Source organism: Streptomyces sp. NPDC005262 (assembly GCF_042872425.1).
GTDB lineage: Bacteria > Actinomycetota > Actinomycetes > Streptomycetales > Streptomycetaceae > Streptomyces.
On record NZ_JBIAKK010000007.1, the window covers coordinates 326,812 to 351,442 of the forward strand.

Here is a 24,631-nt window from a genome sequence, read left to right on the forward strand (position 1 = left end):
ACGGCGGCCGGGGCTTTCGTACAGAGAGATCCGCGCGGGGCAGTTCGACGGCGGAGCGTACCGGCCGCGTCAGACCCGCATCGGCTGCGGCGACTCACGGCGGTCCGCGTCCGGCCCCGGGTACTCGCGGATGATCTCGTACCGGGTGTTCCGCTCGACGGGGCGGAAGCCCGCGTCCCGGATCAGGTCCAGCAGATCGTCGCGGCCGAGCTTGTTCGGCGTGCCGTAGTTGTCCGCGTCGTGCGTGATCTTGTACTCGACGACCGAACCATCCATGTCGTCCGCGCCGTGCTGGAGAGCGAGCTGGGCGGTCTGCACCCCGTGCATCACCCAGAAGACCTTGACGTGCGGGACGTTGTCGAAGAGGAGACGCGAGACGGCGAACGTCTTCAGCGCCTCGGCGCCGGTCGCCATCGTCGTCCGCGCCTGCAGCTTGTTGCGGACCTTGCCGTCCTTCATGTCGACGAAGTCGTGCTGGTAGCGCAGCGGGATGAAGACCTGGAAGCCGCCGGTCTCGTCCTGCAGCTCACGCAGCCGCAGCACGTGGTCGACGCGGTGACGCGGCTCCTCGATGTGTCCGTACAGCATCGTCGCCGGGGTCTTCAGACCCTTCTCGTGCGCGAGGCGGTGGATGCGCGACCAGTCTTCCCAGTGGGTGTCGTGGTCCACGATGTGCTGGCGGACCTCCCAGTCGAAGATCTCCGCGCCGCCGCCGGTCAGCGACTCCAGGCCGGCCTCGATCAGCTCGTCGAGGATCTCGGAGGCGGAGAGCCCGGAGATGGTCTCGAAGTGGTGGATCTCGGTTGCGGTGAACGCCTTGAGGGAGACCTGCGGAAGGGCTTCCTTCAGCGCGCTGAGAGAGCGCGGGTAGTAGCGCCACGGCAGCGTGGGGTGGAGCCCGTTGACGATGTGCAGCTCGGTGAGGTTCTCGCCCTCCATCGCCTTCGCGAGACGGACGGCCTCCTCGATACGCATGGTGTACGCGTCCTTCTCGCCCGGCTTGCGCTGGAACGAGCAGTACGCACACGACGCGGTGCACACGTTCGTCATGTTGAGGTGCCGGTTGACGTTGAAGTGCACGACGTCGCCGTTCTTGCGCGTGCGCACCTCGTGGGCGAGGCCGCCGAGCCAGGCCAGATCGTCCGACGCGTAGAGGGCGATGCCGTCCTCACGGGTCAGCCGCTCCCCTGCGCGGACCTTCTCCTCCAGCTCGCGCTTGAGCCCGACGTCCATGCGGCTGCCTCCCAGGTGTCTCTGACGTGCTGTGCGGTACGTGCGCTCCCCCGGAACCCCCGGTGGAACCCCCGGTCACCTGGGGGCTCCACCACGTTACGCCTACGACTCCTCGGGGAGTTCCCCGACCCGGTTCTCCCACTTGGTGGAGAGCACGATCGTGGTGCGGGTACGGGAGACGCCCTTCGTACCGCTGAGCCGGCGAATGGTCTTCTCCAGGCCGTCGACATCACCGACGCGCACCTTGAGCATGTACGAGTCGTCGCCCGCGATGAACCAGCAGTCCTCGATCTCCGCGAGGTCCTTGAGCCGGCGCGCGACGTCCTCGTGGTCGGCGGCGTCGGAGAGCGAGATGCCGATCAGGGCCGTGACCCCGAGACCGAGCGAAGCGGCGTCGACGGTGGCGCGGTAGCCGGTGATGACACCGGCGGTTTCCAGCCGGTTGATGCGGTCGGTGACGCTGGGCCCGGAGAGCCCGACGAGCCGCCCCAGCTCGGCGTACGAGGCCCTGCCGTTCTCCCTGAGGGCCTGGATGAGCTGCCTGTCCACCGCGTCCATATGACTGAAACCTTCCATTGTTCAGCAGTACCGCGAGTTTACGTATAGAATCTAAGGCACGCAGGGTCCACACCCTGCAGATCTTTCAGATTTTCAAAGAAGTTCTTTCGAATCCTCAGGAGTGAAGACACCGTGTACACGATCGAGATGGCCTACGCCCGGATGCGCGAGCTGCAGGACCTGGCCAACCGCTCGCGTGCCCACCAGCCCGCCGCCGCGCGCGAGATCGACAGGACCCGCACCCAGCGCGCCCCGAAGAAGCGCTGACCCCCGGCCCCACCGGGCCGGCCTCAGCCACGGGAGCCACCGAGCTCCCCCTCCCACCGGCGGTACAGCCGATGCGGCACCCCTGCCGCGTCGAGCACCCGCCCCGCGACGAAGTCCACCAGATCCTGGATGTGCGTCGCGCCCGCATAGAACGCCGGAGAGGCGGGCAGCACCACGGCGCCCGCCTCGTCCAGGGCCACCAGATGCTTCAGTGTCTGACCGTTCAGCGGAGTCTCACGCACCGCGACCACCAGCTTCCGCCGCTCCTTGAGCGTCACGCTCGCGGCCCGCTGCAGCAGATCCTTCGAAAGCCCGAGCGCCACACCGGCCACGCAGGCCGTCGAGGCCGGCACGATCAGCATCCCCTTCGCCGGGTACGAGCCCGAGGACGGCCCGGCCGCGAGATCACCGGCCGCCCAGTGCCGCACCCGGTCGACCTCCACATCGAAGGTGTGCGGTTTCCCGTCCGCCCCGCGCGCCAGCCAGCTCCGCAGGTCCTCCTGCCAGTGCCCGTCACGGAAGGCGATCCCGGTCTCGTCCAGCAGGGTCAGCCGCGAGGCCCGGCTCACCACCAGATCGACGCTCTCCCCCGCGGCCAGCAGACCGCGCAGCACGGCGGCGGCGAATGGTGTGCCCGAAGCACCGGAAACCCCGACAATCCAAGGCTGCCGCTGCTGCTGACTCACTGAAGTCCCGGATTCCACACACCCGAGCCTATCCGGCGCACGGCCTGCGGAACCGAGCGAGGGGTTTCGGGCGTTCCGACAGATGAAGGACAGGCCTGGGACGGAGCCGAGGACGGCTGTGAACAGGCCACGGACAGGGGGCGGCCATGACCGGAACCCGCACAGGCACCTCCGCACGGGCGGTGACGGCCGGCGCGCTGATGCTGGGCTGGATCGCTCTGCTGTGGGCGCTCGAATCCGTCGACATGGCGACCGGCCAGGCGCTCGATACCTACGGCATCACCCCGCGCGAGCCGGGAGAGCTGCTCGACATCGTGCCCGCCGCGTTCCTGCACAGCGGGTGGGAGCATGTCGCCTCCAACACCCTCCCGCTGCTGGTCCTCGGCTTCATCGCCGCCCTCGGCGGGATACGCCGGTTCGCCGCCGTCGCCCTCACCGTCATCGTGGTCAGCGGCCTCGGCGTCTGGCTGACCGCACCGCCGCACACGGTCACACTGGGCGCGTCCGGCGTCGTCTTCGGCCTCTTCGGCTATCTGCTGGTCCGCGGCTTCGTCGACCGCAGACCGCTCGACATAGTGGTGGGCGTCGTGATCGCCGTGGTCTACGGCTCGCTGCTGTGGGGCGTGCTGCCGACCGACTCCGGGATCAGCTGGCAGGGGCATCTGTTCGGGCTGATCGGAGGAGTGGGCGCGGCGTTCGCGTTCCGCCGCCCGCGCCGCGCCACCCGTCCCGCTCCCCCCGCGTTCACGGTGTGAGGCCGCGCACCAGCAGATCCAGCAGGGCGCATGCGAACAGCGCGATCCCGATGAACCCGTTGACGGAGAAGAACGCCCGGTTCAGCCGGGACAGGTCGTGCGGCCGCACCACGCGGTGCTCGTACACGAACGCCACGGCGACGATCACCATGCCGATCCAGTAGAAGAGCTCCGCGCCCGTCGCGAGCCCGAACCAGACCAGCAGCCCGGTCGTCACCACGTGGCAGACCCTGGCCCCCCAGAGCGCCGCCGGGATGCCGAAGCGGGCCGGGACCGAGAGCACGCCGTGCGCGCGGTCCGCCTGGACGTCCTGGCAGCCGAAGATCAGGTCGAAGCCACCGATCCAGACACCGACCGCGAGGCCGAGGATCACCGCGTCCCACGACCAGCTGCCGGTGACCGCGAGCCAGGCACCGATGGGTCCCATGGCCTGCGCGATGCCCAGGATGGCGTGCGGGTAGTGGGTGAACCGCTTGCCGTACGGGTACACGACCATCGGTACGACGGCGATCGGCGCGAGCGCCAGACAGAGCGGGTTCAGCAGCGCGGCGGCCCCAAGGAAGACGACGACGGCGACGAGCGCACCCGTCCACGCCGACCGCACGGTGACGGCACCGGTGACCAGCTCACGATTGGCGGTACGCGGGTTCCGCGCGTCGATCTCGCGGTCGATGATCCGGTTCGCGGCCATCGCGAACGTGCGCAGCCCGACCATCGCGACGGTGATGAGCAGCAGCCGCCCCCAGTGGATGTTCCCGTCGAGCTGGAACATCGCGCTCAGCGCGGCGATGTAGGCGAAGGGCAGCGCGAAGACCGAGTGCTCGATCATCACGAGCCGCAAGAACGCCTTGACCCTGCCGGTCGGTTGCGCGGGCCCGGGGCCCAGCGTCGCTTCGGCCGCACTCACAGCCCGTACTCCTTCCACCGGCGGTCGACCTTCGCCGCCGTCTCCGGATCGGACTCGACCATGTTCGGCCAGCCCCCGTCCCGGGTGTAGCCCTCCTCGGGCCACTTCTTCGTCGCGTCGATGCCGGCCTTGCCTCCCCAGAACTGCTGGTAGGAGGCGTGGTCGAGATGGTCGACCGGGCCTTCGGTGACGGTGAGGTCCCGGGCGTAGTCGGTGTTGCCGAGCGCCCGCCAGGAGACCTCGTGCAGATCGTGGACGTCGCAGTCGGAGTCCACGACGACGATCAGCTTCGTCAGCGACATCATGTGCGCGCCCCAGATGGCACTCATCACCTTCTGGGCGTGCTTCGGGTACTTCTTGTCGATCGAGACGATCGCACAGTTGTGGAATCCGCCGGACTCGGGCAGGTGGTAGTCCACGATGTCCGGCACGATGATCTTCAGGAGCGGCAGGAAGAACCGCTCGGTGGCCCGCCCCAGCGGGCCGTCCTCGGTCGGCGGCCGGCCCACCACGATGGACTGGAGCAGCGGACGCTTCCGCATGGTCACGCAGTCGATGGTGAGAGCGGGGAAGGGCTCCTGCGGCGTGTAGAACCCGGTGTGGTCGCCGAACGGCCCCTCGGGAAGCATGTTCCCGGGTTCCAGCCACCCCTCGATGACGACCTCCGCGTGCGCCGGGACCTGCAGCGGCACGGTCCTGCAGTCGACCATCTCGATCCGCTTGCCCTGGATGAACCCGGCGAAGAGGTACTCGTCGATGTCCCCGGGCAGCGGGGCGGTGGAGGCGTACGTCACCGCCGGCGGCGCCCCGAACGCGATCGCGACGGGCAGCCGCTCGCCGCGCTTGGCGGCGACCTGGTAGTGGTTGCGGCTGTCCTTGTGGATCTGCCAGTGCATCCCGATGGTGCGCCGGTCGTGGCGCTGGAGCCGGTAGAGCCCCAGGTTCCGTACGCCGGTCTCCGGGTGCTTGGTGTGGGTGAGCCCCAGGTTGAAGAAGGAGCCGCCGTCCTCGGGCCAGGTGAAGAGCGCAGGCAGCTGGTCCAGGTCCACGTCGTCGCCGGTGAGGACGACCTCCTGCACGGGGGCGTTGTCCGACTTCACCTTCTTCGGCGGTACGTGCACCATCGAGCCGAGCTTCCCGAACGCCTCGCGCACCCCGACGAAGCCGTGCGGCAGCTCCGGCTTGAGGAGGCCGCCGATCTTGTCGCTGATGTCGGTGTACGACTTCAGCCCGAGCGCCTTCAGTAGCCGCCGGTCGGTCCCGAACACGTTCATGGCCAAGGGCATCGACGACCCCTTGACGTTCTCGAAGAGCAGCGCGGGCCCGCCCGCCTTGTTCACCCGGTCGACGATCTCGCCGACCTCCAGGTAGGGGTCGACCTCGGCCTTGATGCGCTTGAGCTCGCCCTCGCGCTCCAGCGCCCGGAGGAGGGAACGAAGATCGTCGTAAGCCATGCGGACAAGTATCGGCCACGGGCTACCCTGGCCCCGTCACCGGGGCGGGACAGCGCCCCGCCATCTCTTCGCGGGGGGACCCTTCACCATGTTCCGGGCCTTGATCTATCTCCTGCCTCTGGCACTGACGATCTACGCGTTCATCGACTGCTTGAACACCCCGGAGGACGAGGCCAAGCATCTGCCGAAGATCGCCTGGGTCTTCATCATTCTGCTGTTCTGGATCGTGGGCCCGCTCGTGTGGCTGGGCGCGGGCAAGATGCGCCACGTGCCGGCCGGGGGCCGTACGCCGTCGGAATGGCACCGCAACCACCGCCACGAGTGGGTGGCACCGGATGACAATCCGGATTTCCTGAAGGCGCTGAAGGAGGAGAACAAGAAGGACGAGTCGCTCCTCAAGGACTGGGAGGCGGATCTGCGCCGCCGCGAGGAGGAGCTCAAGCGCCGCGAGAGCGGGGCCGGGCCGGAGGAGTCCGCTCCGCCCGCCTCGTGACCGCACGCAGGTTCACGGATACGGCAGCTGCCGGTTCGCGTTCCGGGGCCGGCCCGCTCGGAGATCAAGCCTGTCGGGCGATTGAGCACGGCGGGCGACCGGGTACCGCACGTTGCCGCGGTGCTCCGTGACCGGGAGAGTGAACGGCATGAGGGACAGGGACGACGGCAGCGGCGACGCCGGGGGCACCGGCCGTGACGTCGACAGGGAGCGCCTCGCGACCGCCGTCGCGGAAGCCCGCGCCGGACTGGCCGAGGGCGGCATCCCGATCGGCGCCGCGCTGTACGGAGCGGACGGCTCGCTCCTCGGCCGTGGGCACAACCGCCGCGTCCAGGACGGCGATCCGTCCATGCACGCGGAGACCGCGGCCTTCCGTGCCGCCGGGCGGCAGCGCTCGTACCGTGGCACGACGATGGTGACCACCCTTTCGCCGTGCTGGTACTGCAGCGGTCTGGTCCGCCAGTTCGGGATCTCCCGGGTGGTCATCGGCGAGACGGCCACCTTCCACGGCGGGCACGACTGGCTGGCCCGGCACGGCGTCGAGGTCGTGCTCCTCGACGACGCCGAGTGCACCGCCATGATGCGCGCCTTCGTCCAGGACCACCCGGATGTATGGAACGAGGACATCGGCGATGAGTGAGCCCGGGATTCCCACCATCGATCTGCGACCGTGGCTCTCCGGCGACGCCGGGGCCCGCCGCGAGAGCGCCGCGGCTGTCGACACGGCGCTGCGGGCAGCGGGCTTCCTGCTGGTCACCGGGCACGGCGTGGACCCCGCCCTGCGGACCGCGATCCGCGACGCCGCACGAGGTTTCTTCCGGCTGCCCGTCGCGGCGAAGAAGCCGTACGCCGTCAAGGTCGGCGGCCGTGGCTGGCTCGGGCCCGGTGCCGAGGCCAACGGCTGTGCGGAAGGTACCCGGACGCCCCCGGACCTCAAGGAGTCGCTCTCCTTCGCCGCCGAGGACCCCATCGGCGACCCGGAGATCGACGCCGAGTGGTTCCTGCCCAACACCTGGCCCCGGGAGGCACCCGGGCTGAGGGCCCTGGTGACGGAGTACCTCGCGCAGATGCGGACGCTCTCGGACCGGCTGCTGGAACTGCTCGGGGCCGCGCTCGGTGAGCCGGAGGACTTCTTCACCCGGCACACCACGCATCCCACCTGGGGTTTCAACATCAACTGGTATCCCGGCACCGAGGTGGTCGGGGAGCCGGAGCCGGGCCAGTTCCGGATCGGCCCGCACACCGACTTCGGTACCGTCACGGTCCTCGACCGGCAGACCGGCAAGGGCGGACTGCAGGTCTTCACGGACGACAACGGTTGGCAGGACGCCCCGTACGACCCGGAGGCCTTCACCGTCAACATCGGAGACCTGATGGCACGCTGGACGGGCGACCGCTGGCGCTCGGGCCGGCACCGGGTGCTGCCGCCGCCCTCCGACGCCCCCGCCGAGGAACTGATGTCGCTCGTCTATTTCTATGAGTGCGACCCGCGCACCACGGTCGAGTCGGTGCCCGCGCCCACCGGCCGGGTCACCCACGAAGCGGTGGACTCCCACACGTATCTGCGCGCGAAACTGGACGCGATCTCGGTCGGCTGACGGGGACATGGGCCGGCCGACGGCACCACCCGTATCGTTCGAAAATCTTCACCCCCCTCCAACACACCGTCGATATCCTGCTGTTGACGGTGTGACAGGTCATGCATGGGGTCGGCACTGGGGGTGCTGTGGACAGAGAGCTGTACGGGCGCGAGGCGATCTTCGGCAACGACGGACTTGCGGCGCGTCTGACAGGTCTCACCCCTACCGGCTCCGCCAGGGCCGGCTACGAGCACCGCGACGATCCGCCCGTCGTCGTGCTGACCGGCGGGCGCGGCATGGGCAAGACCGCGGTGCTCAAGCAGCTGCGTCATGTGTACCGGGAGATCACCCCGGTCGCCCTGGTCGACTGCGAGGCGGTCGTCCCGCCCGAGGACCCCGGCCCCGGCTGGACTCCGGTCACCGGCGCGCTGCCGGAGCTCGCGGCGCAGTTGACGGTGCGGGTGCACGGAGCGAAGCCCGTGCAGTTCCCGCGGCTGAGTCTCGGGCTGGTGGCGGTCGCCTCGATCTCCTGGAGCCGGGAGGACGAGACCCGGGCGCAGCGGGATCTCCAGTCGCTCGGTCCGGTGCTGGCCACGGTCGACACCAAGGGGGGCGCGGCGACCGGCTGGGTCGCGAAGGTGCTGACGAAGCTGGCGGCGAGCGCATTCGACTCGATGGTTCCGCTGGCGGGGCTGGTCGCGGAGGCGACCGTCGAGACGGTGCTGGAGGAGACGTTCAGCCGGTTCCAGCGGCGGTCGGCGGACTGGTACGGGAGCTATCCGCAGGCAGGCGGCAACGGCCGGATCGGCCTGCGGCAGCTGGCCGTGGACTTCGAGCGCGGCGGTGATCTGCGCCGCCGGGCCGAGGACCATCTGGTGCTGGCGCTGGTCGAGGACCTGGTCAGGGCCTACCGAGGTATGGCCCGCGGCGCCCGCCGGGGCCGTCCGGTGCTGCTGCTCGACAATGCGCACACGGCGCTGGGGCGGCAGCTGGTCGAGCCGCTGCTGCGGCAGCGCGGCGCCGGGGGCCGCGACCAGACAGCCGTTTTCGCCTCGTCGCGGGCCCGTGACCACGAGGGGCTGAGCCATGCGGTGCGGCGCCGGCTGCCCGAGGTGGCGCACGGCTCGCACTGGGCCAGGTCCACGGAGGTGACGTCCGGAATCCTCGCGGTGGGCCTCACCCCGCTGACCGCCACACAGGTGCAGGCGGCGTTCGACCGCTTCGATCCGGCTGGCCGCACCCCGGCCGGACTGGCCCGCGGTGTGCACCGGCTGACGGGCGGGCGCCCGCTCGGCGTGGCGCTGCTCGCGCAGGCGGCGGGCGAGGCGCGGGAAACGGCGGCAACGGTGCCCGGGGCACTGTTCGACTGCACGGTGGAGCTGCGGGAGGACCGGCCTCCGGTGCGGGTGGCGGACGAGCTGCTGGAGCAGCTGCTGCCTGGGCAGCGTCCGGACGTCCTGAGTGTGCTGGCCGCCGCGCACGGCGAGGAGTCCGCCCGGCTGCTGGCGAGGACGCGGCTGCGCGGGGTCTCGATGGACGGCGATGTGGCGCTGCTCGTACGGGATGTGCTGCGGTCGGAGGACTGGCAGGTCGGTCCCGACTACTTCGTCGCCGATCCGCTGCTGCGGTCGCTGCTGCTGCACCGGCTGCGGTTCCAGGACGGTGACCACCCGCATTACGCGATGTGGCGTGCGGTCCACGAGTCGCTCCGGACGGCCTACGTACCCGGGGGCAGCTTCCCGAGCGTCCCGCACCGCCTGCACCAGGAGTTGGTGCTGGGCGGGGCCGGGGCCTGTGTGACCCATCTGCGGGTGCAGTTCGCACTCACCGACGTGCTGCGCTGGCTGGGCGCGCTGCGGTTCATCGCCGCGGCGCCGTATCCGCGCGCGCCCGACAGCTCCGGCCCCGATCCGCGACGGGCGATAGCCCTGGGGCAGGAGCCGTCCGGTTCGCTGCCGGACGAGGAGACGGGGCTCGCCGGGCTCGACGAGCGGGCGACGGAGCTCCAGCTGCAGCTGCGCCGGCTGCTGCACGCCGTCTGGCTGCTCTCCGATCCGCTGGCGCTGCCGGACGACGAGGTCACCGAGAAGATGGCCTTCGAGCTGCGGCAGCTGTCCGGCAGGCATCCGACGGGCAACAGTGTGCTCTGGGACGCGGCGACGCACTGGCCGCAGGACATCAGGGCGTGGCGGCCGCTCTCCATGCCACCGGGGCCGTCGGCCCACCCGCCGGCCGCCGCGCACGGACCAGGACGGACACAGGGGGACGGTGGCTCGCATGCGTAATCCGCTGCGTTATCGCGTCTGGTACACGGCCCGGCAGAAGATCGTCACGACGATCGTGGTGGGGGCGCTCGTGATCACCTCCGGGTGGTACGGCATCAGCCGGCTGACGGCCCCGGAGAACCGGCGGTGCGTGCCGGGCGTCGAGCGTCCGCAGGGCAGTGACGAGTGCATCGGTGTCTCCGGCTCCGGCTACGACTTCGGGATGCCGAAGCTGACCGATGTCGCCGCGGCGATCGGACGGGAGAACGCCGGGCTGAAGCCGGGCCGGTACGTGTCGGTCGCGCTGCTGCTGCCGCTGACGTCGACCGACGGCTCGATGGGCACGAAGATGCGGCGGGAGCTGCAGGGCGCGTTCGCCGAGCAGTACCGGGCCAACCATCTGTCGAACGACCAGGTGCCGAAGATCCGTCTGCTGCTCGCCAACACCGGGAAGAACAACCTGCTCTGGCGCCCCACGGTGGACCGTCTCAAGACGATGACGGGCGCCCCGGACCGGTTGCGGGCCGTGTCGGGAGTGGCCACCAGCAGTACGCAGGTGAAGTCGGCGGTCAAGGAGCTGACCGCCGCGCGCATCGCGGTCGTCGGTTCGACGATCACCGCAGACGACATCGCCAACGGCCCGAAGGGCGACCCGTTCCCGGGGCTGGCCCGGGTCTCCCCCACCAACCGGGACGAGGCGCGCGCCCTCGCCCAGTTCGGCAAGGTACGGGCCGACAAGGCGCTGCTGGTCCAGGACACCCGTACCGGGGACCACTACACGGACACGCTGAAGGCTGCGTTCGCCACGCTGGTGAAGGGCACCCGGTACGAGCCTCAGCTGTTCACCTCGCCGGAGGACCCGACCGACGAAGGAACCACGGCCAACACGTTCCAGCAGATCACGCATCTGATCTGCGACTCGGGCGCGGACACCGTGTTCTTCGCCGGGCGCCACACCCAGCTGCGCCAGTTCATCAACGCGCTCGGGGCCCGCGGCTGTCAGAACCGGGCGTTCACCGTACTCACCGGCGACGAGGGCTCGTATCTCGGCGGCGACGAGAAGCTCGACCGGAACACGCTACGCCGGAAGGTGACGGTCCGATACGCCTCGCTCGCGCACCCGGACGCCTGGGCGGCGGGGAAGGGCGAGGCGAAGGAGAGGACGGGCGGCTCCCCTGCGGACTACCAGGAGTTCCTGGATCTGCTGGCGGTGGTCGGGAAGAAGCCGGTGGGTCCGATCGGCCCGGCCGGGCGCCAGGATCTGACCGACGGCCAGGTGATCATCGCCTACGACGCGATGGCTACCGCTGTGCACGGCATCCGGCAGGCGACCCCGGGCGGCACGCGTCTTCCGGAGCCCGCGGACGTGGGCGAGCAGTGGCCACGGGTGAAGGCGTCGTTGCGGGTGTCGGGCGCCAGCGGCTGGATCTGCCTGGACAACCATGGCAACCCCTACAACAAGGCGGTGCCGGTGGTGGAGCTGGCGCCCGAGGACGCCTCGCAGCGGTTCGTGGCGATCGCCTGGCCGGAGGGGAAGCCCCCGGAGCGGAACTGCCTGCCACCGTCCTCCGCACCCTGACCGCCACCGGCGCTCCGACCGCCGACGCCCGTACCGTCAGCCCGCGCCCCGACCCCCGTCCGCCGCGTACCCGTCCCGCAGCTCCTGCCACCGCGTGAGCGTCCACGCGGACCAGTCGGCGGGACGCCCGTCCAGCGCCTCGACCAGGTATTCGAAGTGGTTGTGCCAGCCCGCCAGGCAGTCCAGCCGCAGCGCGTCGTCGCCACGGAACTCATTGGTGAAGCGCAGCACCACGTGGTCGCCGCGCGGTGGCTCCAGGTGGAAGCGGACCCGGCCGTGCACCCCTCCGAGGGTGTACTCGGCGACCCGCTCGATGTCCCAGGCGGTGACGGTGCCGGAGGCGACCGTGGCGTTCCCGTCCTGGTCGGTGTTGAGCCAGCGCAGCGTGATGGCACCGCCGATGCGCGGTTCGAACGGTTCGGCGGCGGCGAGCCAGTCCCGCAGCCCCTCGGAACTGGCAACGGCTGCCCACACCCGTGACACGGAGTGGGGCAGCCGGAGCGTGAACCGCAGGATGTGGCGGTCGCCGTCGGTATCCGCCCCGCCACGTTCGATCACGGGGTGCGTGTCGCTCATGGTTCCAGCGTGGCCCGGCAGGGCGGGTTCCGCACCCGTACGGATGGGGCGTGGGGCTCAGACGCCGGCGTAGGAGTGCTTGCCGGTGACGAAGATGTTCACGCCGTAGTAGTTGAAGAGCCAGCAGCCGAAGGCGATCAGAGCCAGGTAGGCGGCCTTACGGCCCTTCCAGCCTGCGGTAGCGCGGGCGTGCAGGTAGCAGGCGTAGGCGACCCAGGTGATGAAGGACCAGACCTCCTTGGGGTCCCAGCCCCAGTAGCGGCCCCAGGCATCGCCCGCCCAGATCGCGCCCGCGATGATCGTGAACGTCCACAGCGGGAAGACGGCGGCGTTGACGCGGTACGAGAACTTGTCGAGGGTCGCCGCGGCGGGCAGCCGGGACAGCACGGACTGGGCGAACGAGCCGGGCTCGACGCCGTTCGCCAGCTTCCTCTCGTAGCTGTCGCGGAACAGGTACAGCAGTGTGCCGACCGCACCGATGTAGAAGACGGCGCCGCAGATGATGGCGGTGGAGACGTGGATCCACAGCCAGTACGAGTGCAGTGCGGGCACCAGCTGGTCGCTGGAGGTGTAGAGCACGGTGGTCGCGATGCCGAGGTCCAGCAGGACGGTCGTGACCAGCAGCAGGCCCATCCAGCGGACGTTCTTCTTCAGCGCGAGCAGGATCAGGTACGCGGCGACGGCCACCGTGGAGAAGGTGATCGAGAACTCGTACATGTTGCCCCAGGGGGCACGCTGCACGGACAGCGCGCGGGCGACGACCCCGCCGGCCTGGACGAGGAAGGCGAGCACGGTCATGGAGACCGCGATCCGTCCCCAGAGATCACCCTTGAACGTGCCACCGGCGGCGCCGGGCCCGTCCGGGACATCGCGCGAACCGGCGGCGGAACGCGTAATGATCTTCGGTCGGTCCAGTACGGCGGTGGCGCCGCCCTTCTGCGCGACCTGGACCTGGATCTTCGCCGAGGAGGCGCCGACGGCTCCGGCCCCGGTCAGCGCGGCGGCGGTGCGGCCGACCTTGCTGCGGCTGCCGAACACCCATTCCGCGATGTGCGCGAAGAAGGCAATGGTGTAGACGGCCATCGACGAATAGATCAGCACATTGCTGGTGTGTGCCAGATTCTCGTTGGTTGCGGCGGCGAGATTCACTTCTCAGCCCCTTCGGCAGGTTCTTCGGAAAGTGCTTCGGCAGATGCGTCGTCGGGCGCGGTGGGCGCCATGTCATGGAGTGTGACCGCGAGATCGGCCAGCTCCTCGGGAAGCTTCGCGGACTCGCTGCGGCCCAGGCCCGCCATCTCGACGACGGTGACGCCGTCCGCCCCGCGTACGGCCCGGACCCAGACCCGGCGCCGCTGGATGAACAGCGACCCGGCCAGACCGGCGATGGCACCGATGGCTCCGGTGAGCGCCCAGCCGCTGGCGGGCTGTTGCGAGATCTGGAAGCTGGCCCACTGCTCGATGCCCTCGAAGGTGATCGATCCGGCGCCGTCCGGCAGCTTCATCGTCTCGCCGGGCAGCAGCCGCTGCTTCAGCTTGTCGCCCTTGCTGTCCTTGAACGCCTCCATCTTCGAGGTGTTCAGCTGGTACACGTTCTGCGGCAGGCCGGAGTCGACACCGAGGCTGCCGTGGTACCCGTTGAGGGCCAGTACCGGGAAGTCCGCGGCCGGGAACTGGGAGAACATCGTCCCCTTGCCGTTGCCCGCGAACGTCGGCACGAAGAACGCCTGGAAACCCAGCTGGTCCTTCTTGCCGTTCTTGTCGCGGTAGCCGTCCATCACCTTGATCGCACCGGTCGAGGTGACATTGCTGTCGATCGGCAGCAGCGGAACGGCGGCCTTGTAGACCTGCTTGCCCGTGCCGTCCTTGACGGAGACGACGGGGGCGTAGCCGTGCCCGATCAGATAGACCTTGGAGCCGTCGACCACCAGCGGCTCGTTGACCTTGATGACGGCCTTCTCGGGCTTGCCGTACGCGCCCTCGGAGTACGTGACGTGGGCCTCGTACTTGCGTGGGGTGCCGATCTGCGGGCCGTTGCGCTCGTACGTGCCGACGAACTTGTCGAGGGTGAAGCTGAACGGGGCGAGCGAGTCCGTGTCGTACAGCGATCCGGACTTGAAGTCGTCGTACTGGGTCAGCGTGTTGGAGAAGCCGTCGCCGTCGACGATCAGCTTGCCGCCCTCGGACTTGAAGAGCTGCCCGGTGGCGAAGGCCACCAGCATGACGATCAGCGCGACGTGGAACATCAGGTTCCCGGCCTCGCGCAGATAGCCCTTCTCGGCGGCGACCGCATCGCCGTCCGCGTGCGCCCGGAATCGCCGCTTGCGCATGATCGCGAGTGCGGCCTCGCGGACCTGCTCGGGCTCGGCGTCGGTGCGCCACGTCGTGTACGCGGGCAGCCGGGTCAGCCTCTTGGGAGCCCCCGGCGGCCGGCTGCGCAGCTGACCGATGAACTGGCCGGTGCGCGGCACGATGCAGCCGATGAGGGAGACGAACAGCAGGATGTAGATCGCGGAGAACCACACCGAGCTGTAGACGTCGAAGAACTGGAGCTTCTCGTAGATCGGCGTGACGGTGGTGTGGGCTTCCTTGAAGGTCTGCACCTTCAGCTCGTCCACGCTGTTCTGCGGGATCAGCGAGCCGGGGATGGCGCCGAGCGAGAGCAGGAAGAGCAGGATCAGAGCGACCCGCATCGAGGTGAGCTGGCGCCAGAACCAGCGCGCCCAGCCGATGACGCCCATGGCGGGGAGTGCGGCCAGGGCTTCTTCGCGCGGTGCCGTGGAGAGCTGCGAGCCGGCACTGCCGAGCTCGGCCGCGTTCTCCCGCTCCTGTCGGCTCTCGCGCTCGCGCTCTTCGGCCGCGTCGGTCTTGGTGTTGCTCATGGAACTCAGATCCCCACCGTGAAGCCGTTGGACCAGCCCTGCAGTTCCTGCATCATGCTGCTCCACACACCGGTCAGCAGGAGCAGTCCGGTCACGATCATCATTGCGCCGCCGATCCGCATGACCCATACGTAGTGGCGCTTGACCCATCCGAAGGCACCGAGCGCCTTACGGAAGGCGACCGCGGCCAGCACGAAGGGCAGGCCGAGTCCGAGACAGTACGCCAGGGTCAGTACCGCCCCGCGCCCGGCGGTCCCCTGTTCGAGGGCGAGCGTCTGCACGGAAGTGAGCGTCGGGCCGAGGCACGGCGTCCAGCCGACCCCGAACAGCACCCCGAGCAGCGGCGCTCCGGCGAGGCCGGACACCGGCCGCTTGTGGATGCGGAACTCGCGCTGGGTCATCCAGGGCATCAGCCCCATGAAGAAGACACCCATCAGGATCATCAGGACGCCGAGAATCTTGGAGATGACCTCGCTGTGATCCTGCAGCCGCTGCCCGAAATAGCCGAAGAGCGCGCCGCCGGAGACGAACACGGCGGAGAAGCCGAGCACGAAGAGCGAGGCGCCGACGACCATGCGCCCCCGTCTGGCCTGGGCCAGATCGGTCCCGCTGACCCCGGTGACGTACGAGAGGTAGCCGGGCACCAGCGGCAGCACACACGGCGAGAAGAACGAGACCAGTCCGCCGAGTACGGCGATAGGCAGGGCCACCAGAAGGGCCCCGTTGAACACAGTCGTGTTCATGCCCGTGGTCGCGGCGAGCGTGAGCACGTGATCACTTCTCCGCGATCAGCGGGTCGATCATCTTGTGGAGCTTGACGTCGTCGAGGGCGACGAGGGTGCGGGCCGCGATCTTCCCGTCCCGGTCGATGACCACGGTCGACGGAATGGCCTGCGGGTTCAGCGTCCCCTTGGGGAAGCGGAGGATGAGCTTGCCGATCGGGTCGAAGAAGCTCGGGTAGGTGATGCCGTTGTCCTTCTCGAAGTTCACCGCCGGGCCCTTCTCGGCGTCCCGGGTGTTGATCCCGATGAACTGGACACCCTGGCTCGCGGTCTCCTTCGACACCTTCGCGAAGTGCTTGGCCTCCAGCCGGCAGGGACCGCACCACGAGCCCCATACGTTCAGCACTACGACCTTGCCCTTGTAGTCGGCGACGTCGAGGGGCTTGCCGTCCAGCGTCGCTCCGTCGAGCTTCGGCGCGTCCTTGCGGTCCGCCTTGGCCACGGTGGAGATCCCGCCACTGCCGGTGACGAAGTGGGAGTTGCCGCCACCGCCGGCCTTGTTGCCGTCACCAGCGCAGGCGGTCAGGGTCAACGCCAGCGCGGCGGCCGCTGCGGGGGCGGCGAGCAGGGTGAAGCGGCGTCGGGGTGCGCGGCCAAAGCTCATGTGAAAAGTTTCGCATGGCGGTTTCGGGGATCTTGCGCACCCCCCTCGGTGCCCGTAAAGACCGTTGTCAGGCCTGATTAAAGAAGCTGTTCCAGCCACCGCCGGGCGACTCGCCGACCTCGAGGGTACGGAGCTTCGCAAGCACGGCCGGGTCCTGGACATCGAGCCAGTCGACGAACTGCCGGAACGAGACGAGCCGCACATCCGGCTTCCCCGCGATCCTTTTGAGGGTCTCCTCGACCGCATCCATGTAGATGCCGCCGTTCCACACCTCGAAATGGTTGCCGATGTAGAAGGGCGCCCGATTCGTTTTGTACGCCCGCTCGAAACCGGCGAGATACGACTGGATGGCCTGCTCACGCCAGGCCGGAAAGCGCGACGGCATTCCCTGGGTGGAGTTCTTCGACTGGTTGGCAAGGATGTTGTAGTCCATCGACAGCACTTCGAACGAGTGACCGGCGAACGGTATGCCCTGGAGCGGAAGATCCCACAGCCCCTGGCGCTTCTCCGGCCAGATCTGGGTGCCGCCGGGCGAACTCGCGTCGTAGCGCCACCCCAGTTTGCGCGCGGTGGGCAGCAGATTGTCCTGGCCGAGCAGACAGGGTGTGCGGGCGCCTATGAGTTCCTTGCGGTAGTCGAAAGGCAGCGGGTCGAGATCGGTCCAACCGGTATTGGTGCGCCATTCGGTGACGAAGGAGACCGCCTGATCGACTTCGTTCTCCCACTGGGCGGGCGTCCAGTGGGCGACGGATCCGGAGCCGGCACAGAAATGCCCGTTGAAGTGCGTGCCTATCTCATGACCGTCGAGCCAGGCCCGGCGTACCTGGTCCAGCGTCGCCTTGATGTGATCATCGGTGAGATATCCGATGTCGGAGGCACCGATGGCGTTGTTCGGCGGCCGGTACAGGGATTTCTTCGACTCGGGCAGGAGATAGAGCCCGGAGAGGAAGAAGGTCATCGCCGCGTCGTGGTCCTTGGCGAGTTCGAGAAAGCGCGCGAAGAGACCGGTGCCGACCTCACCCGCCCCGTCCCAGGAAAAGATCACGAACTGCGGCGGGGTCTCCCCGGGTTCCAGCGGGACCGGCGCGGCAGGCTGGTTCGGCTGCTCTCCGGTGTCAGCGGTGGAACCGTCCCCGATCTCCCGCACGTCATTGTCCCCGGCACCGCTTCCGTCGCCCTTGCCGTCCGTCCGCGCCCCGGGGCCGGAGCCCGGCCCGCTCCTCACGGCAGAGTCCGGGGAACCGCAGCCCGCCATCCCGATGGCAGCCGCCGCTCCCAGTCCGGCTGTGAGCAGACTCCTTCGGCTGATATCACGCATGGCGTCCCCATCTGCGGTCGTTCCGGCCCAACTCCATACAAACTGGCGAAGGCTTAGATGGGTGAAACAGCACGGTGGTTCCGCCGGTCGGCACATGACTCCTCACACGACCCGACCCGACGCCGGAACGCGGCGCGGACCCCGGCCGACGGATCGGCGGGGCCCGCGGAGTCGGCGGAGAGAGGGATCTACGCCCCGAACGCCTTGGACTTCCCCTTCACCGGCTTGGCACCGGCCAGCAGATGCGCAGGCACCAGATCGCGGGCCGGCTCGGTGTAGCCGACGGAGACGATCTTGTCGCCCTGGTACGTGAAGGTGGTCAGCGAGGCGAGCGTGCACTGCCGCTTGCGCGGGTCGTGCCAGAGCCGCCGCCGCTCGACGAAGCTCCGGACGATCCAGATCGGCAGCTGATGGCTGACGCAGACCGCCTCGTGACCGCGGGCCGCGTCACGCGCGGCGTCGAGGGCACCCATCATCCGTACGACCTGCTCGATGTACGGCTCGCCCCAGGACGGGCGGAACGGGTTGGTGAGGTGCTTCCAGTTGTCCGGCTTGCGCAGCGCGCCGTCGCCGACCCCGAAGGTCTTGCCCTCGAAGACGTTGGCCGCCTCGATCAACCGCTCGTCCGTGGCCAGGTCGATGCCGTGCGTCTTGGCGATCGGTGTCGCCGTCTCCTGGGCGCGCTCCAGCGGGGAGGCGACGACATGGGTGATGTCGCGCTTCTCCAGGTGCTCGGCCACCCGGTCGGCCATCTGCCGGCCGAGCTCGGAGAGGTGGTAGCCGGGGCGGCGTCCGTAGAGCACGCCCTCGGGGTTGTGCACCTCCCCGTGACGCATCAGATGTACAACGGTGATGTCCTTGTCGGCCGGGCTCATGCGGTGGCCTCCGATGCGGCGCGGGCGGCGGCGGGCAGCGCGGCGGCGATCCGCTCGACGGCCTGCGTGTCGTGGGCGGTGGAGACGAACCAGGACTCGAACGCGGACGGCGGCAGATAGACGCCCTGCGCCAGCATCGAGTGGAAGAAGGCGGTGAAGCGGAAGGCTTCCTGCTTCTTGGCGTCCTCGTAGTTCCGCACCGGCTGGTCCGTGAAGAACACGGAGAACATGTTGCTGGCCGCGGACACCGTGTGCGCCACGCCTTCCTTGGTGAACGCCTCGCTCACCAGGGCCTGGATCTCCGCGGAGACCGCGTCGACCTTCGCGTACGCCGCGTCGTCGAGCAGCCGCAGCTGGGCGAGTCCGGCGGCGGTGGCGACCGGGTTACCGGAGAGGGTGCCCGCCTGGTAGACGAGGCCGACCGGGGCCAGGTGCGCCATCACATCGGCGCGCCCGCCGAAGGCCGCGGCCGGGAAGCCGCCGCCCATGACCTTGCCGAAGGTCATCAGGTCGGGACGCACCCCGTCGACGCCGAACCAGCCGGCCTTCGAGGTACGGAATCCGGTCATGACCTCGTCGGAGATGTAGAGCGCGCCGTCGGCGGCGCAGATCTCCTTGAGACCGGCGTTGAAGCCGTCCGCCGGCGGTACGACGCCCATGTTGCCCGGCGACGCCTCGGTGATCACGCAGGCGATCTCGCCGGGGTGCGCGGCGAAGGCGGTCCGCACGGCCTCCAGGTCGTTGTACGGCAGCACGATCGTGTCGCCGGCCTGCGCGCCCGTGACCCCTGGGGTGTCCGGAAGACCGAAGGTCGCGACCCCGGACCCGGCGGCGGCGAGCAGCGCATCCACGTGCCCGTGGTAGCAGCCGGCGAACTTCACGACCTTCGCGCGGCCGGTGAACCCGCGTGCCAGCCGGATCGCGGACATGGTCGCCTCGGTGCCGGACGACACCAGCCGTACCTGCTCCACGGGCTCGATCCGGGCCACGATCTCCTCGGCGAGCGCGACCTCGCCCTCACCGGGCGTACCGAACGAGGTGCCGCGGGCGACAGCCTCCTGGACTGCGGCGATGACCTCGGGGTGGGAATGGCCGAGGATCATCGGCCCCCACGAGCACACGAGGTCGACATACTCGCGACCGTCGGCGTCGGTGAGGTACGGACCTGTACCGGACACCATGAAGCGGGGCGTACCACCCACGGCCCGGAAGGCTCGTACGGGAGAGTTCACGCCTCCGGGCGTCACGAGGGACGCGCGGTCGAAAAGCGTCTGCGAAACTGGGGCGTCATAGGGAAAGCTCACACAAGCCATGGTGTCAGAGCCACCGACGGTCTTGCGGACGGGTGTTTCACACCACGCCCGCGGGGGAGGTCACTGACACGATGATCGGGTTGCGCGGCGGGGGCTGTGTCTCCTAAGTAGTAGTCGGGTGGATGAGATATGCATCGCGGTGGCGGAGTGGGCGAAGGGACCGACGACCTGGGGCCCGAGCCTGCCCGGCGAGGTCGGCACCGGCGTGGGGCTGAGCGCAAGCAGGGCATACATCAGGCCGGCAGTGCACAGGCCGGAAGCAGGAGTGGTGGTCGGGTGGGGGTGACCTACAAATATTTCGGGGCCCCCGACGGGGCCACTGCCGCACGCGTGCCCATTTCGATGCGCCCCGAGGAACTCGGCGGTGACGAGCTGGGCATGGGCGGCATGTTCAGCAAGATCAAGCCGGAGACGGTCGCGGCCATGGTGCTCACCGGCATCCAGGGCATACCCCTGCACAAGGTCCCCCCGCTGGAACTGGTCGTCCTGCACCCCGACTACGCGGTGGTCAAGCTCCCGATGACGGTCGTCGACCCGCTGCGCGACGTCGGCGAGGAGTCGGTCGGCGCGGCGGCCTTCATCTGGTCCACGGTCCCGGACCGCGGCGGCCCGCGCGACGCGTTCAACGTCTACCAGCTGCTCCACGAATGGCAGGATTTCAGCCATCGTCTCCATGACGCGGGGCATCAGGCCTACTGCTTGGTGTGGCCCTGAGACGATCCCGATCCGGCCCTGAGCCGGTCCCGGTCCGGCCCCGGACGTGCCCTGCCCCGCCCCCGTCCCGGTCCTGACCTGGTCCCGAGCCGGTCCCGACGCCACCCCGTAGCGCGGCTGTCACCCCGGGGCTCTACGGTTCTCCCCTGTTCTCGTGCACGCTGCACGCTGCACGTTCGGGAGGGGACCCATGACCACCAGTGCCGCATCCGCTCGCCTTGTCGCCACGCTCACCGCACCCCTGGACCGGGATCGTGACGGCGCGTACGCCCCGTCCGTCGTGCGGTGGCCGGATCGCCGTCTGCTGATTCAGCGCGGGGATTTCGAGGCGGTCGCCGTCGACCTGGACGACCCGTCCGCCCCGCAGACCCGCTTCCCGGCTCCCTGGCCGCGTCGCTTCGGTACGTTCACGGTGGCGCCGGGCGGGGATCTCGCGGTCTTCGCGGGGGTGCATTCGGTACGCGCGGTGGATCCGGCGGGGGCGGTGCGCTGGGAGGTTCGGCACGGTTGCTGGGAGGGCAGTTGCCGCATCCTGCACGAGTCGTTCGAGGAGTACACGGACAGCCGGTCGCATCTGTACGCGGACAGCGGCTCGGCGGTGTTCTCGGCGGACGGGTCGCTCGTGTGGGCCCACGTCCGCGGCCCCCTGGCGGCGGCCGGGCCGGATCCGGAGGCGCTCGACGAGTGGCTGGTCATCGATGCCGCCGACGGCCGGGTGCTGGGGCGGGCGGACGCGGAGACCGTGGCGGCGGGCTCGGAACACGTACCGCATCCCGATCCGGCGCAGATGGGGCTGAGCGTCGGTGAGGGCCAGGACGGGGCGCCGCTGCTGTGGGGGCGGTGGGACGGGGCGGAGCTGTCCGTGGAGCACTTCGGCGAGGAGGAGCGGATCCTGACCTCCGTGAGCCCCACGGGCGAGCACTTCCTGACAGTGGCTCACGATCTGGACGCGCTGGCTCTGCACCGGGTCTCCGACGGTGCGGTGGTGGCCGAGCTGCAGGCCGCGGACGCCGTCCCCCGTCACCCCGACGCGGATCCGGACGACTTCGACGCCGACGATGTGATGTGGGACTACGAATGCGGGTTCGTGGACAAGGAGACGGCCATCTCCAGTACGGATCAGGAGGAGGAGTACGGACCGGTGCGGCACTGGCTGCTGGACGCGGCGGGGATGCGCCCGGCGGGTCAGGTCGCGTACCCCTTCCCGGTCTCCGGTACTCCCACGGCACTCGGCGACGGCACCTGGTACACGGTGTCCGGGAGCGGGGACGCCGTGCACCTGTGGGCCCTGGACGCGTAGGCCGGCATACGCCCATATTCGGCCATTCATTGGCCGAAGAATGATCTTCAGCAGACCTCCCCGCCCTGCCGATGCAACCCGTACAGCCGATACCGCCGGTGCGGTCGGTGTGCGAGGCATCGACATCTAGGAGGCCTGCTCATGGGCGACATTCTGCTGTCCCTGTCCATCCCGGCACTGGTTTTCGCCGTAGGGATCTACGCAGGATGCGAGACGTGGTGGCGGCGCCGGCACCCGGCGCCGCCGTCCCCGTACACCCATCAGGCGGCGCGCCTCTCCGGGCGCGAGATGGTCGCGTCCGCCGAGGAGATCGTCCACGGGGCGCACGCGAGGCTGGAGGGGCTCTACGGCACCTCAGGCGGGACGATTCCGGTCACGCGAGCCAGCGGGGTCATGGACGCCTCGTGAGTCCCGGGGCCCCGGCGCTCACACCCGAGGCGGTTGCCAGTCCGGGTCGCGACCGGTCACAGCCAGCATCCGCTCGAAGGGGCCGGCCCCGTCCGGAACGGGGAAGGGCTCACCGAACACCTTCGCCTTCCGTGCATTCGGAGCCATCTCGGCGAGCCCGGGACCCAGTTCGCTCACCACCGCCTCGTCGGGGAGGTATTCCTGACCGGTGGCCCGCGCCAGGTCCCACGCATGCACGGTCAGGTCGCCCAGGACCATCCGCGCGACGGTTCTGGCGGGGAACCCCATGGAACCCGCGGTCCCCTCGTCCGCACCCGGCGCGTCCCACGCCGCCACCAGCTTGGCCGTCTCCTCGCCGAAGCGGCCCCGCCAGTCCCCGGTGACCGCGGTCGGCTTCGCGCCGAAGTCCGGCTCCCCCCTGGCCGCCAGGGCCTGGAAGTTGACGACCACCTGGAAGAGATGGTCGATCAGGTCCTTCACGTCGTACTCCGTGCACGGTGTGGGGTCGCCCAGTCGGCCGTCGTCGATCCCATGCATGACGGGAGCAGCGCTGTCGGCGGCCGCAGCCAGCAGTTCACTGATTTTCTTCATGCTGCGACCGTCCGCCCGGCGGCGGCCCGTGTCTTGAATAAACGCGACACCACCGATACGAACGTACGTTCGCAATAGAATCGCTGCCATGTCTGCTCCTCGACGCGACACCCGGGGCATCGTCGACGCCCGCGAACTCTTCTCGCATGTGCACTTCCGCCGGCGTGAGCCCGCACCCGGACTGCGGACGCAGGTGGCCTTCTACTGGCTGATCGACTGGGACCTGCCGGAGCCGTACACCTCGCACGTGGTGCCGCACCCGTCGGTGAACCTGGTCTTCCAGCACCACGAGAGCAGCGGCGAGGCCGCCTTCGCGGAGGTCGCGGGCATCGGACTCGAACTCTTCACCCAGAAGCTGGAGGGCCGGGGACGGGTGTGCGCGGCGAAGTTCCGGCCTGGCGGCTTCCGGCCGTTCGCACCGGGCCGCCCCGTGTCGGAGTGGACGGGCCGACGGCTCCTGGCGCACGAGGTCCTCGCCGTACCCGCTCCCGTGGAGGCCGTGCTGGACCCGGTCCAGGAGGACGCGCGGGTCGCCGCGCTGGACGCGTACCTGCTGGCACTCGCCCCGGAACCGGACCCGCAGGCCGAACGGGCCATGGCCCTGGTCGAGCGTGTCCGCACCGACCGCACGATGCGCCGGGTCGACGAACTCGCCCGCGCCGAAGGGCTTTCGGCACGCTCGCTGCAGCGGCTCTTCGCCACGTACGTGGGCGTCGGCCCCAAGTGGGTGATCCTCCGCTACCGCATCCACGAGGCGCTGGAGCGCGCCGAGTCGGACCCCGAAGTGGACTGGGCGGAGCTGGCCGCGGACCTCGGCTACAGCGATCAGGCCCACCTGACCAGGGACTTCACGTCGACCATCGGCGCCCCGCCGACGGCACTCGCCACCCGTTGACGGTCGGTGCCGGTAGTTGTCGGTGGTGCGGCCTACTGTCTTGGGTATGGAACGCACCACGTCGTCGCCGGCGCCCGTCGTACGGATCGTGCCCTGGTCGGACGACGACCTGGAGCTGCTCCGCCGCGCCAATGCACCGGAGCTGATGGACCACCTCGGCGGCCCCGAGTCCGAGGAGCAGCTCATGGCGCGTCACGACCGCTATGTCGCGCTGAGCGAGGACCGGGCGGGTCGCGGCAGGATGTACCGGATCGCGCTGACCGACGGCAAGGGGGACGAGGCCGTGGGGACCATCGGGTTCTGGGAACGGACCTGGCGGGGTCAGGAGGTGTACGAGACGGGGTGGGCCGTCCTCCCGGGATATCAGGGGCGGGGCATCGCGGCGACCGCGGCCGTCGCCGTCGCCGAGCAGGCCCGGGCCGAGCACAAACACTGCCATCTCCACGCATACCCGTCCGTGGACAACGCCGCATCGAACGCGGTGTGCCGCAAGGCGGGATTCACCCTGCTCGGCATGTGCGACTTCGAGTACCCGCCCGGCCATGTGGTGCTGACGAACAACTGGCGGCTGGAACTCGCCCCGGAGTCCGCCCCGTAGTT

Annotated in this window: 26 protein-coding genes; 12 read left to right on the plus strand and 14 right to left on the minus strand. The window is 69.5% G+C overall.

Going from position 1 to position 24,631, the window contains the following annotated elements; genetic code table 11:
* Window positions 1-69: 69 nt before the first annotated feature.
* Both mqnE and ACFYP5_RS20420 read right to left on the minus strand, forming a co-directional pair.
* On the minus strand, window positions 70-1,233 hold the full coding sequence (gene mqnE / locus ACFYP5_RS20415; RefSeq protein ID WP_389037744.1) for an aminofutalosine synthase MqnE: 1,164 nt from the start codon (window positions 1,231-1,233) through the stop codon (window positions 70-72).
* Window positions 1,234-1,335: 102 nt separating this feature from the next.
* Entirely contained in the window at window positions 1,336-1,791 is a 456-nt protein-coding gene (locus ACFYP5_RS20420; protein WP_030928011.1) for an Lrp/AsnC family transcriptional regulator, read from the minus strand.
* A gap of 132 nt (window positions 1,792-1,923) precedes the next feature.
* On the opposite strand from ACFYP5_RS20420, the gene ACFYP5_RS20425 reads away from it, so the two are divergent.
* Window positions 1,924-2,058 carry a hypothetical protein gene (locus tag ACFYP5_RS20425; RefSeq protein WP_256224108.1) on the plus strand — a complete coding sequence of 45 codons (135 nt, stop codon included), beginning with the start codon at window positions 1,924-1,926 and terminating at the stop codon, window positions 2,056-2,058.
* A 23-nt stretch (window positions 2,059-2,081) separates the two neighbouring features.
* On the opposite strand, the gene ACFYP5_RS20430 is transcribed toward ACFYP5_RS20425, so the two are convergent.
* Complete coding sequence (locus ACFYP5_RS20430; RefSeq protein WP_389037747.1) at window positions 2,082-2,744, minus strand: UbiX family flavin prenyltransferase; 663 nt, start codon at window positions 2,742-2,744, stop codon at window positions 2,082-2,084.
* Window positions 2,745-2,890: 146 nt separating this feature from the next.
* On the opposite strand from ACFYP5_RS20430, the gene ACFYP5_RS20435 reads away from it, so the two are divergent.
* Complete coding sequence (locus tag ACFYP5_RS20435; RefSeq protein WP_389037750.1) at window positions 2,891-3,499, plus strand: rhomboid family intramembrane serine protease; 609 nt, start codon at window positions 2,891-2,893, stop codon at window positions 3,497-3,499.
* Here ACFYP5_RS20435 and mqnP read toward each other — a convergent pair.
* Entirely contained in the window at window positions 3,489-4,406 is a 918-nt protein-coding gene (gene mqnP, locus ACFYP5_RS20440) for a menaquinone biosynthesis prenyltransferase MqnP (RefSeq protein WP_389037753.1), read from the minus strand. The genes ACFYP5_RS20435 and mqnP overlap by 11 nt on opposite strands.
* The gene (locus ACFYP5_RS20445) at window positions 4,403-5,860 is read right to left on the minus strand and encodes a menaquinone biosynthesis decarboxylase (protein WP_389037756.1); all 1,458 of its coding nucleotides are present in this window, start codon (window positions 5,858-5,860) and stop codon (window positions 4,403-4,405) included. The genes mqnP and ACFYP5_RS20445 overlap by 4 nt, the downstream gene beginning before the upstream one ends.
* Before the next feature lie 88 nt (window positions 5,861-5,948).
* Here ACFYP5_RS20445 and ACFYP5_RS20450 point away from each other — a divergent pair, with 88 nt between their 5' ends.
* From ACFYP5_RS20450 to ACFYP5_RS20470, 5 genes are all read left to right on the plus strand, one after another.
* Entirely contained in the window at window positions 5,949-6,353 is a 405-nt protein-coding gene (locus ACFYP5_RS20450; RefSeq protein WP_389037759.1) for a PLD nuclease N-terminal domain-containing protein, read from the plus strand.
* Window positions 6,354-6,501: 148 nt separating this feature from the next.
* Window positions 6,502-6,993: a nucleoside deaminase gene (locus ACFYP5_RS20455; protein ID WP_389037762.1), complete on the plus strand. Its 492-nt coding sequence runs from the start codon at window positions 6,502-6,504 to the stop codon at window positions 6,991-6,993.
* Window positions 6,986-7,951 carry an isopenicillin N synthase family dioxygenase gene (locus ACFYP5_RS20460; RefSeq protein ID WP_389037765.1) on the plus strand — a complete coding sequence of 322 codons (966 nt, stop codon included), beginning with the start codon at window positions 6,986-6,988 and terminating at the stop codon, window positions 7,949-7,951. Before ACFYP5_RS20455 ends, ACFYP5_RS20460 begins: the two co-directional genes overlap by 8 nt.
* A gap of 128 nt (window positions 7,952-8,079) precedes the next feature.
* The gene (locus tag ACFYP5_RS20465; protein WP_389037768.1) at window positions 8,080-10,218 is read left to right on the plus strand and encodes a hypothetical protein; all 2,139 of its coding nucleotides are present in this window, start codon (window positions 8,080-8,082) and stop codon (window positions 10,216-10,218) included.
* Window positions 10,211-11,776: an ABC transporter substrate-binding protein gene (locus ACFYP5_RS20470; RefSeq protein WP_389037771.1), complete on the plus strand. Its 1,566-nt coding sequence runs from the start codon at window positions 10,211-10,213 to the stop codon at window positions 11,774-11,776. The genes ACFYP5_RS20465 and ACFYP5_RS20470 overlap by 8 nt, the downstream gene beginning before the upstream one ends.
* A gap of 36 nt (window positions 11,777-11,812) precedes the next feature.
* On the opposite strand, the gene ACFYP5_RS20475 is transcribed toward ACFYP5_RS20470, so the two are convergent.
* From ACFYP5_RS20475 to hemL, 8 genes are all read right to left on the minus strand, one after another.
* The gene (locus tag ACFYP5_RS20475) at window positions 11,813-12,352 is read right to left on the minus strand and encodes an SRPBCC domain-containing protein (RefSeq protein ID WP_389037773.1); all 540 of its coding nucleotides are present in this window, start codon (window positions 12,350-12,352) and stop codon (window positions 11,813-11,815) included.
* Window positions 12,353-12,409: 57 nt separating this feature from the next.
* On the minus strand, window positions 12,410-13,501 hold the full coding sequence (ccsB, locus tag ACFYP5_RS20480; RefSeq protein ID WP_389037776.1) for a c-type cytochrome biogenesis protein CcsB: 1,092 nt from the start codon (window positions 13,499-13,501) through the stop codon (window positions 12,410-12,412).
* Entirely contained in the window at window positions 13,498-15,231 is a 1,734-nt protein-coding gene (locus ACFYP5_RS20485) for a cytochrome c biogenesis protein ResB (protein ID WP_389037779.1), read from the minus strand. Before ACFYP5_RS20485 ends, ccsB begins: the two co-directional genes overlap by 4 nt.
* A gap of 5 nt (window positions 15,232-15,236) precedes the next feature.
* Entirely contained in the window at window positions 15,237-15,974 is a 738-nt protein-coding gene (locus ACFYP5_RS20490; RefSeq protein ID WP_078852814.1) for a cytochrome c biogenesis CcdA family protein, read from the minus strand.
* A gap of 31 nt (window positions 15,975-16,005) precedes the next feature.
* On the minus strand, window positions 16,006-16,617 hold the full coding sequence (locus tag ACFYP5_RS20495) for a TlpA family protein disulfide reductase (protein WP_389037782.1): 612 nt from the start codon (window positions 16,615-16,617) through the stop codon (window positions 16,006-16,008).
* Window positions 16,618-16,684: 67 nt separating this feature from the next.
* Window positions 16,685-17,935 (minus strand): hypothetical protein, encoded by a 1,251-nt coding sequence (locus ACFYP5_RS20500; RefSeq protein ID WP_389037784.1) that lies wholly within the window; start codon window positions 17,933-17,935, stop codon window positions 16,685-16,687.
* 188 nt (window positions 17,936-18,123) lie between these two features.
* Window positions 18,124-18,810, minus strand: a complete 687-nt coding sequence (locus tag ACFYP5_RS20505) for a histidine phosphatase family protein (RefSeq protein WP_093776284.1) — start codon at window positions 18,808-18,810, stop codon at window positions 18,124-18,126.
* Entirely contained in the window at window positions 18,807-20,123 is a 1,317-nt protein-coding gene (gene hemL / locus ACFYP5_RS20510; RefSeq protein ID WP_389037786.1) for a glutamate-1-semialdehyde 2,1-aminomutase, read from the minus strand. The genes ACFYP5_RS20505 and hemL overlap by 4 nt, the downstream gene beginning before the upstream one ends.
* A gap of 129 nt (window positions 20,124-20,252) precedes the next feature.
* Here hemL and ACFYP5_RS20515 point away from each other — a divergent pair, with 129 nt between their 5' ends.
* The 3 genes from ACFYP5_RS20515 (at window position 20,253) to ACFYP5_RS20525 (ending at window position 22,545) form a co-directional block, all read left to right on the plus strand.
* Window positions 20,253-20,837 carry a hypothetical protein gene (locus ACFYP5_RS20515; RefSeq protein WP_267004589.1) on the plus strand — a complete coding sequence of 195 codons (585 nt, stop codon included), beginning with the start codon at window positions 20,253-20,255 and terminating at the stop codon, window positions 20,835-20,837.
* Between the two features lie 190 nt (window positions 20,838-21,027).
* A complete protein-coding gene (locus ACFYP5_RS20520; RefSeq protein ID WP_389037788.1) occupies window positions 21,028-22,137 on the plus strand; it encodes a hypothetical protein in 1,110 nt (369 codons plus the stop codon).
* Window positions 22,138-22,278: 141 nt separating this feature from the next.
* A complete protein-coding gene (locus ACFYP5_RS20525) occupies window positions 22,279-22,545 on the plus strand; it encodes a hypothetical protein (protein WP_389037790.1) in 267 nt (88 codons plus the stop codon).
* Between the two features lie 18 nt (window positions 22,546-22,563).
* Here the strand turns inward: ACFYP5_RS20525 and ACFYP5_RS20530 are convergent, their stop codons facing one another.
* Window positions 22,564-23,136: a TIGR03086 family metal-binding protein gene (locus tag ACFYP5_RS20530; protein ID WP_389037793.1), complete on the minus strand. Its 573-nt coding sequence runs from the start codon at window positions 23,134-23,136 to the stop codon at window positions 22,564-22,566.
* A gap of 88 nt (window positions 23,137-23,224) precedes the next feature.
* Here ACFYP5_RS20530 and ACFYP5_RS20535 point away from each other — a divergent pair, with 88 nt between their 5' ends.
* The gene (locus ACFYP5_RS20535; RefSeq protein WP_389037795.1) at window positions 23,225-24,031 is read left to right on the plus strand and encodes a DUF6597 domain-containing transcriptional factor; all 807 of its coding nucleotides are present in this window, start codon (window positions 23,225-23,227) and stop codon (window positions 24,029-24,031) included.
* Window positions 24,032-24,077: 46 nt separating this feature from the next.
* Window positions 24,078-24,629 (plus strand): GNAT family N-acetyltransferase, encoded by a 552-nt coding sequence (locus ACFYP5_RS20540; protein WP_389037798.1) that lies wholly within the window; start codon window positions 24,078-24,080, stop codon window positions 24,627-24,629.
* Window positions 24,630-24,631: the final 2 nt, after the last annotated feature.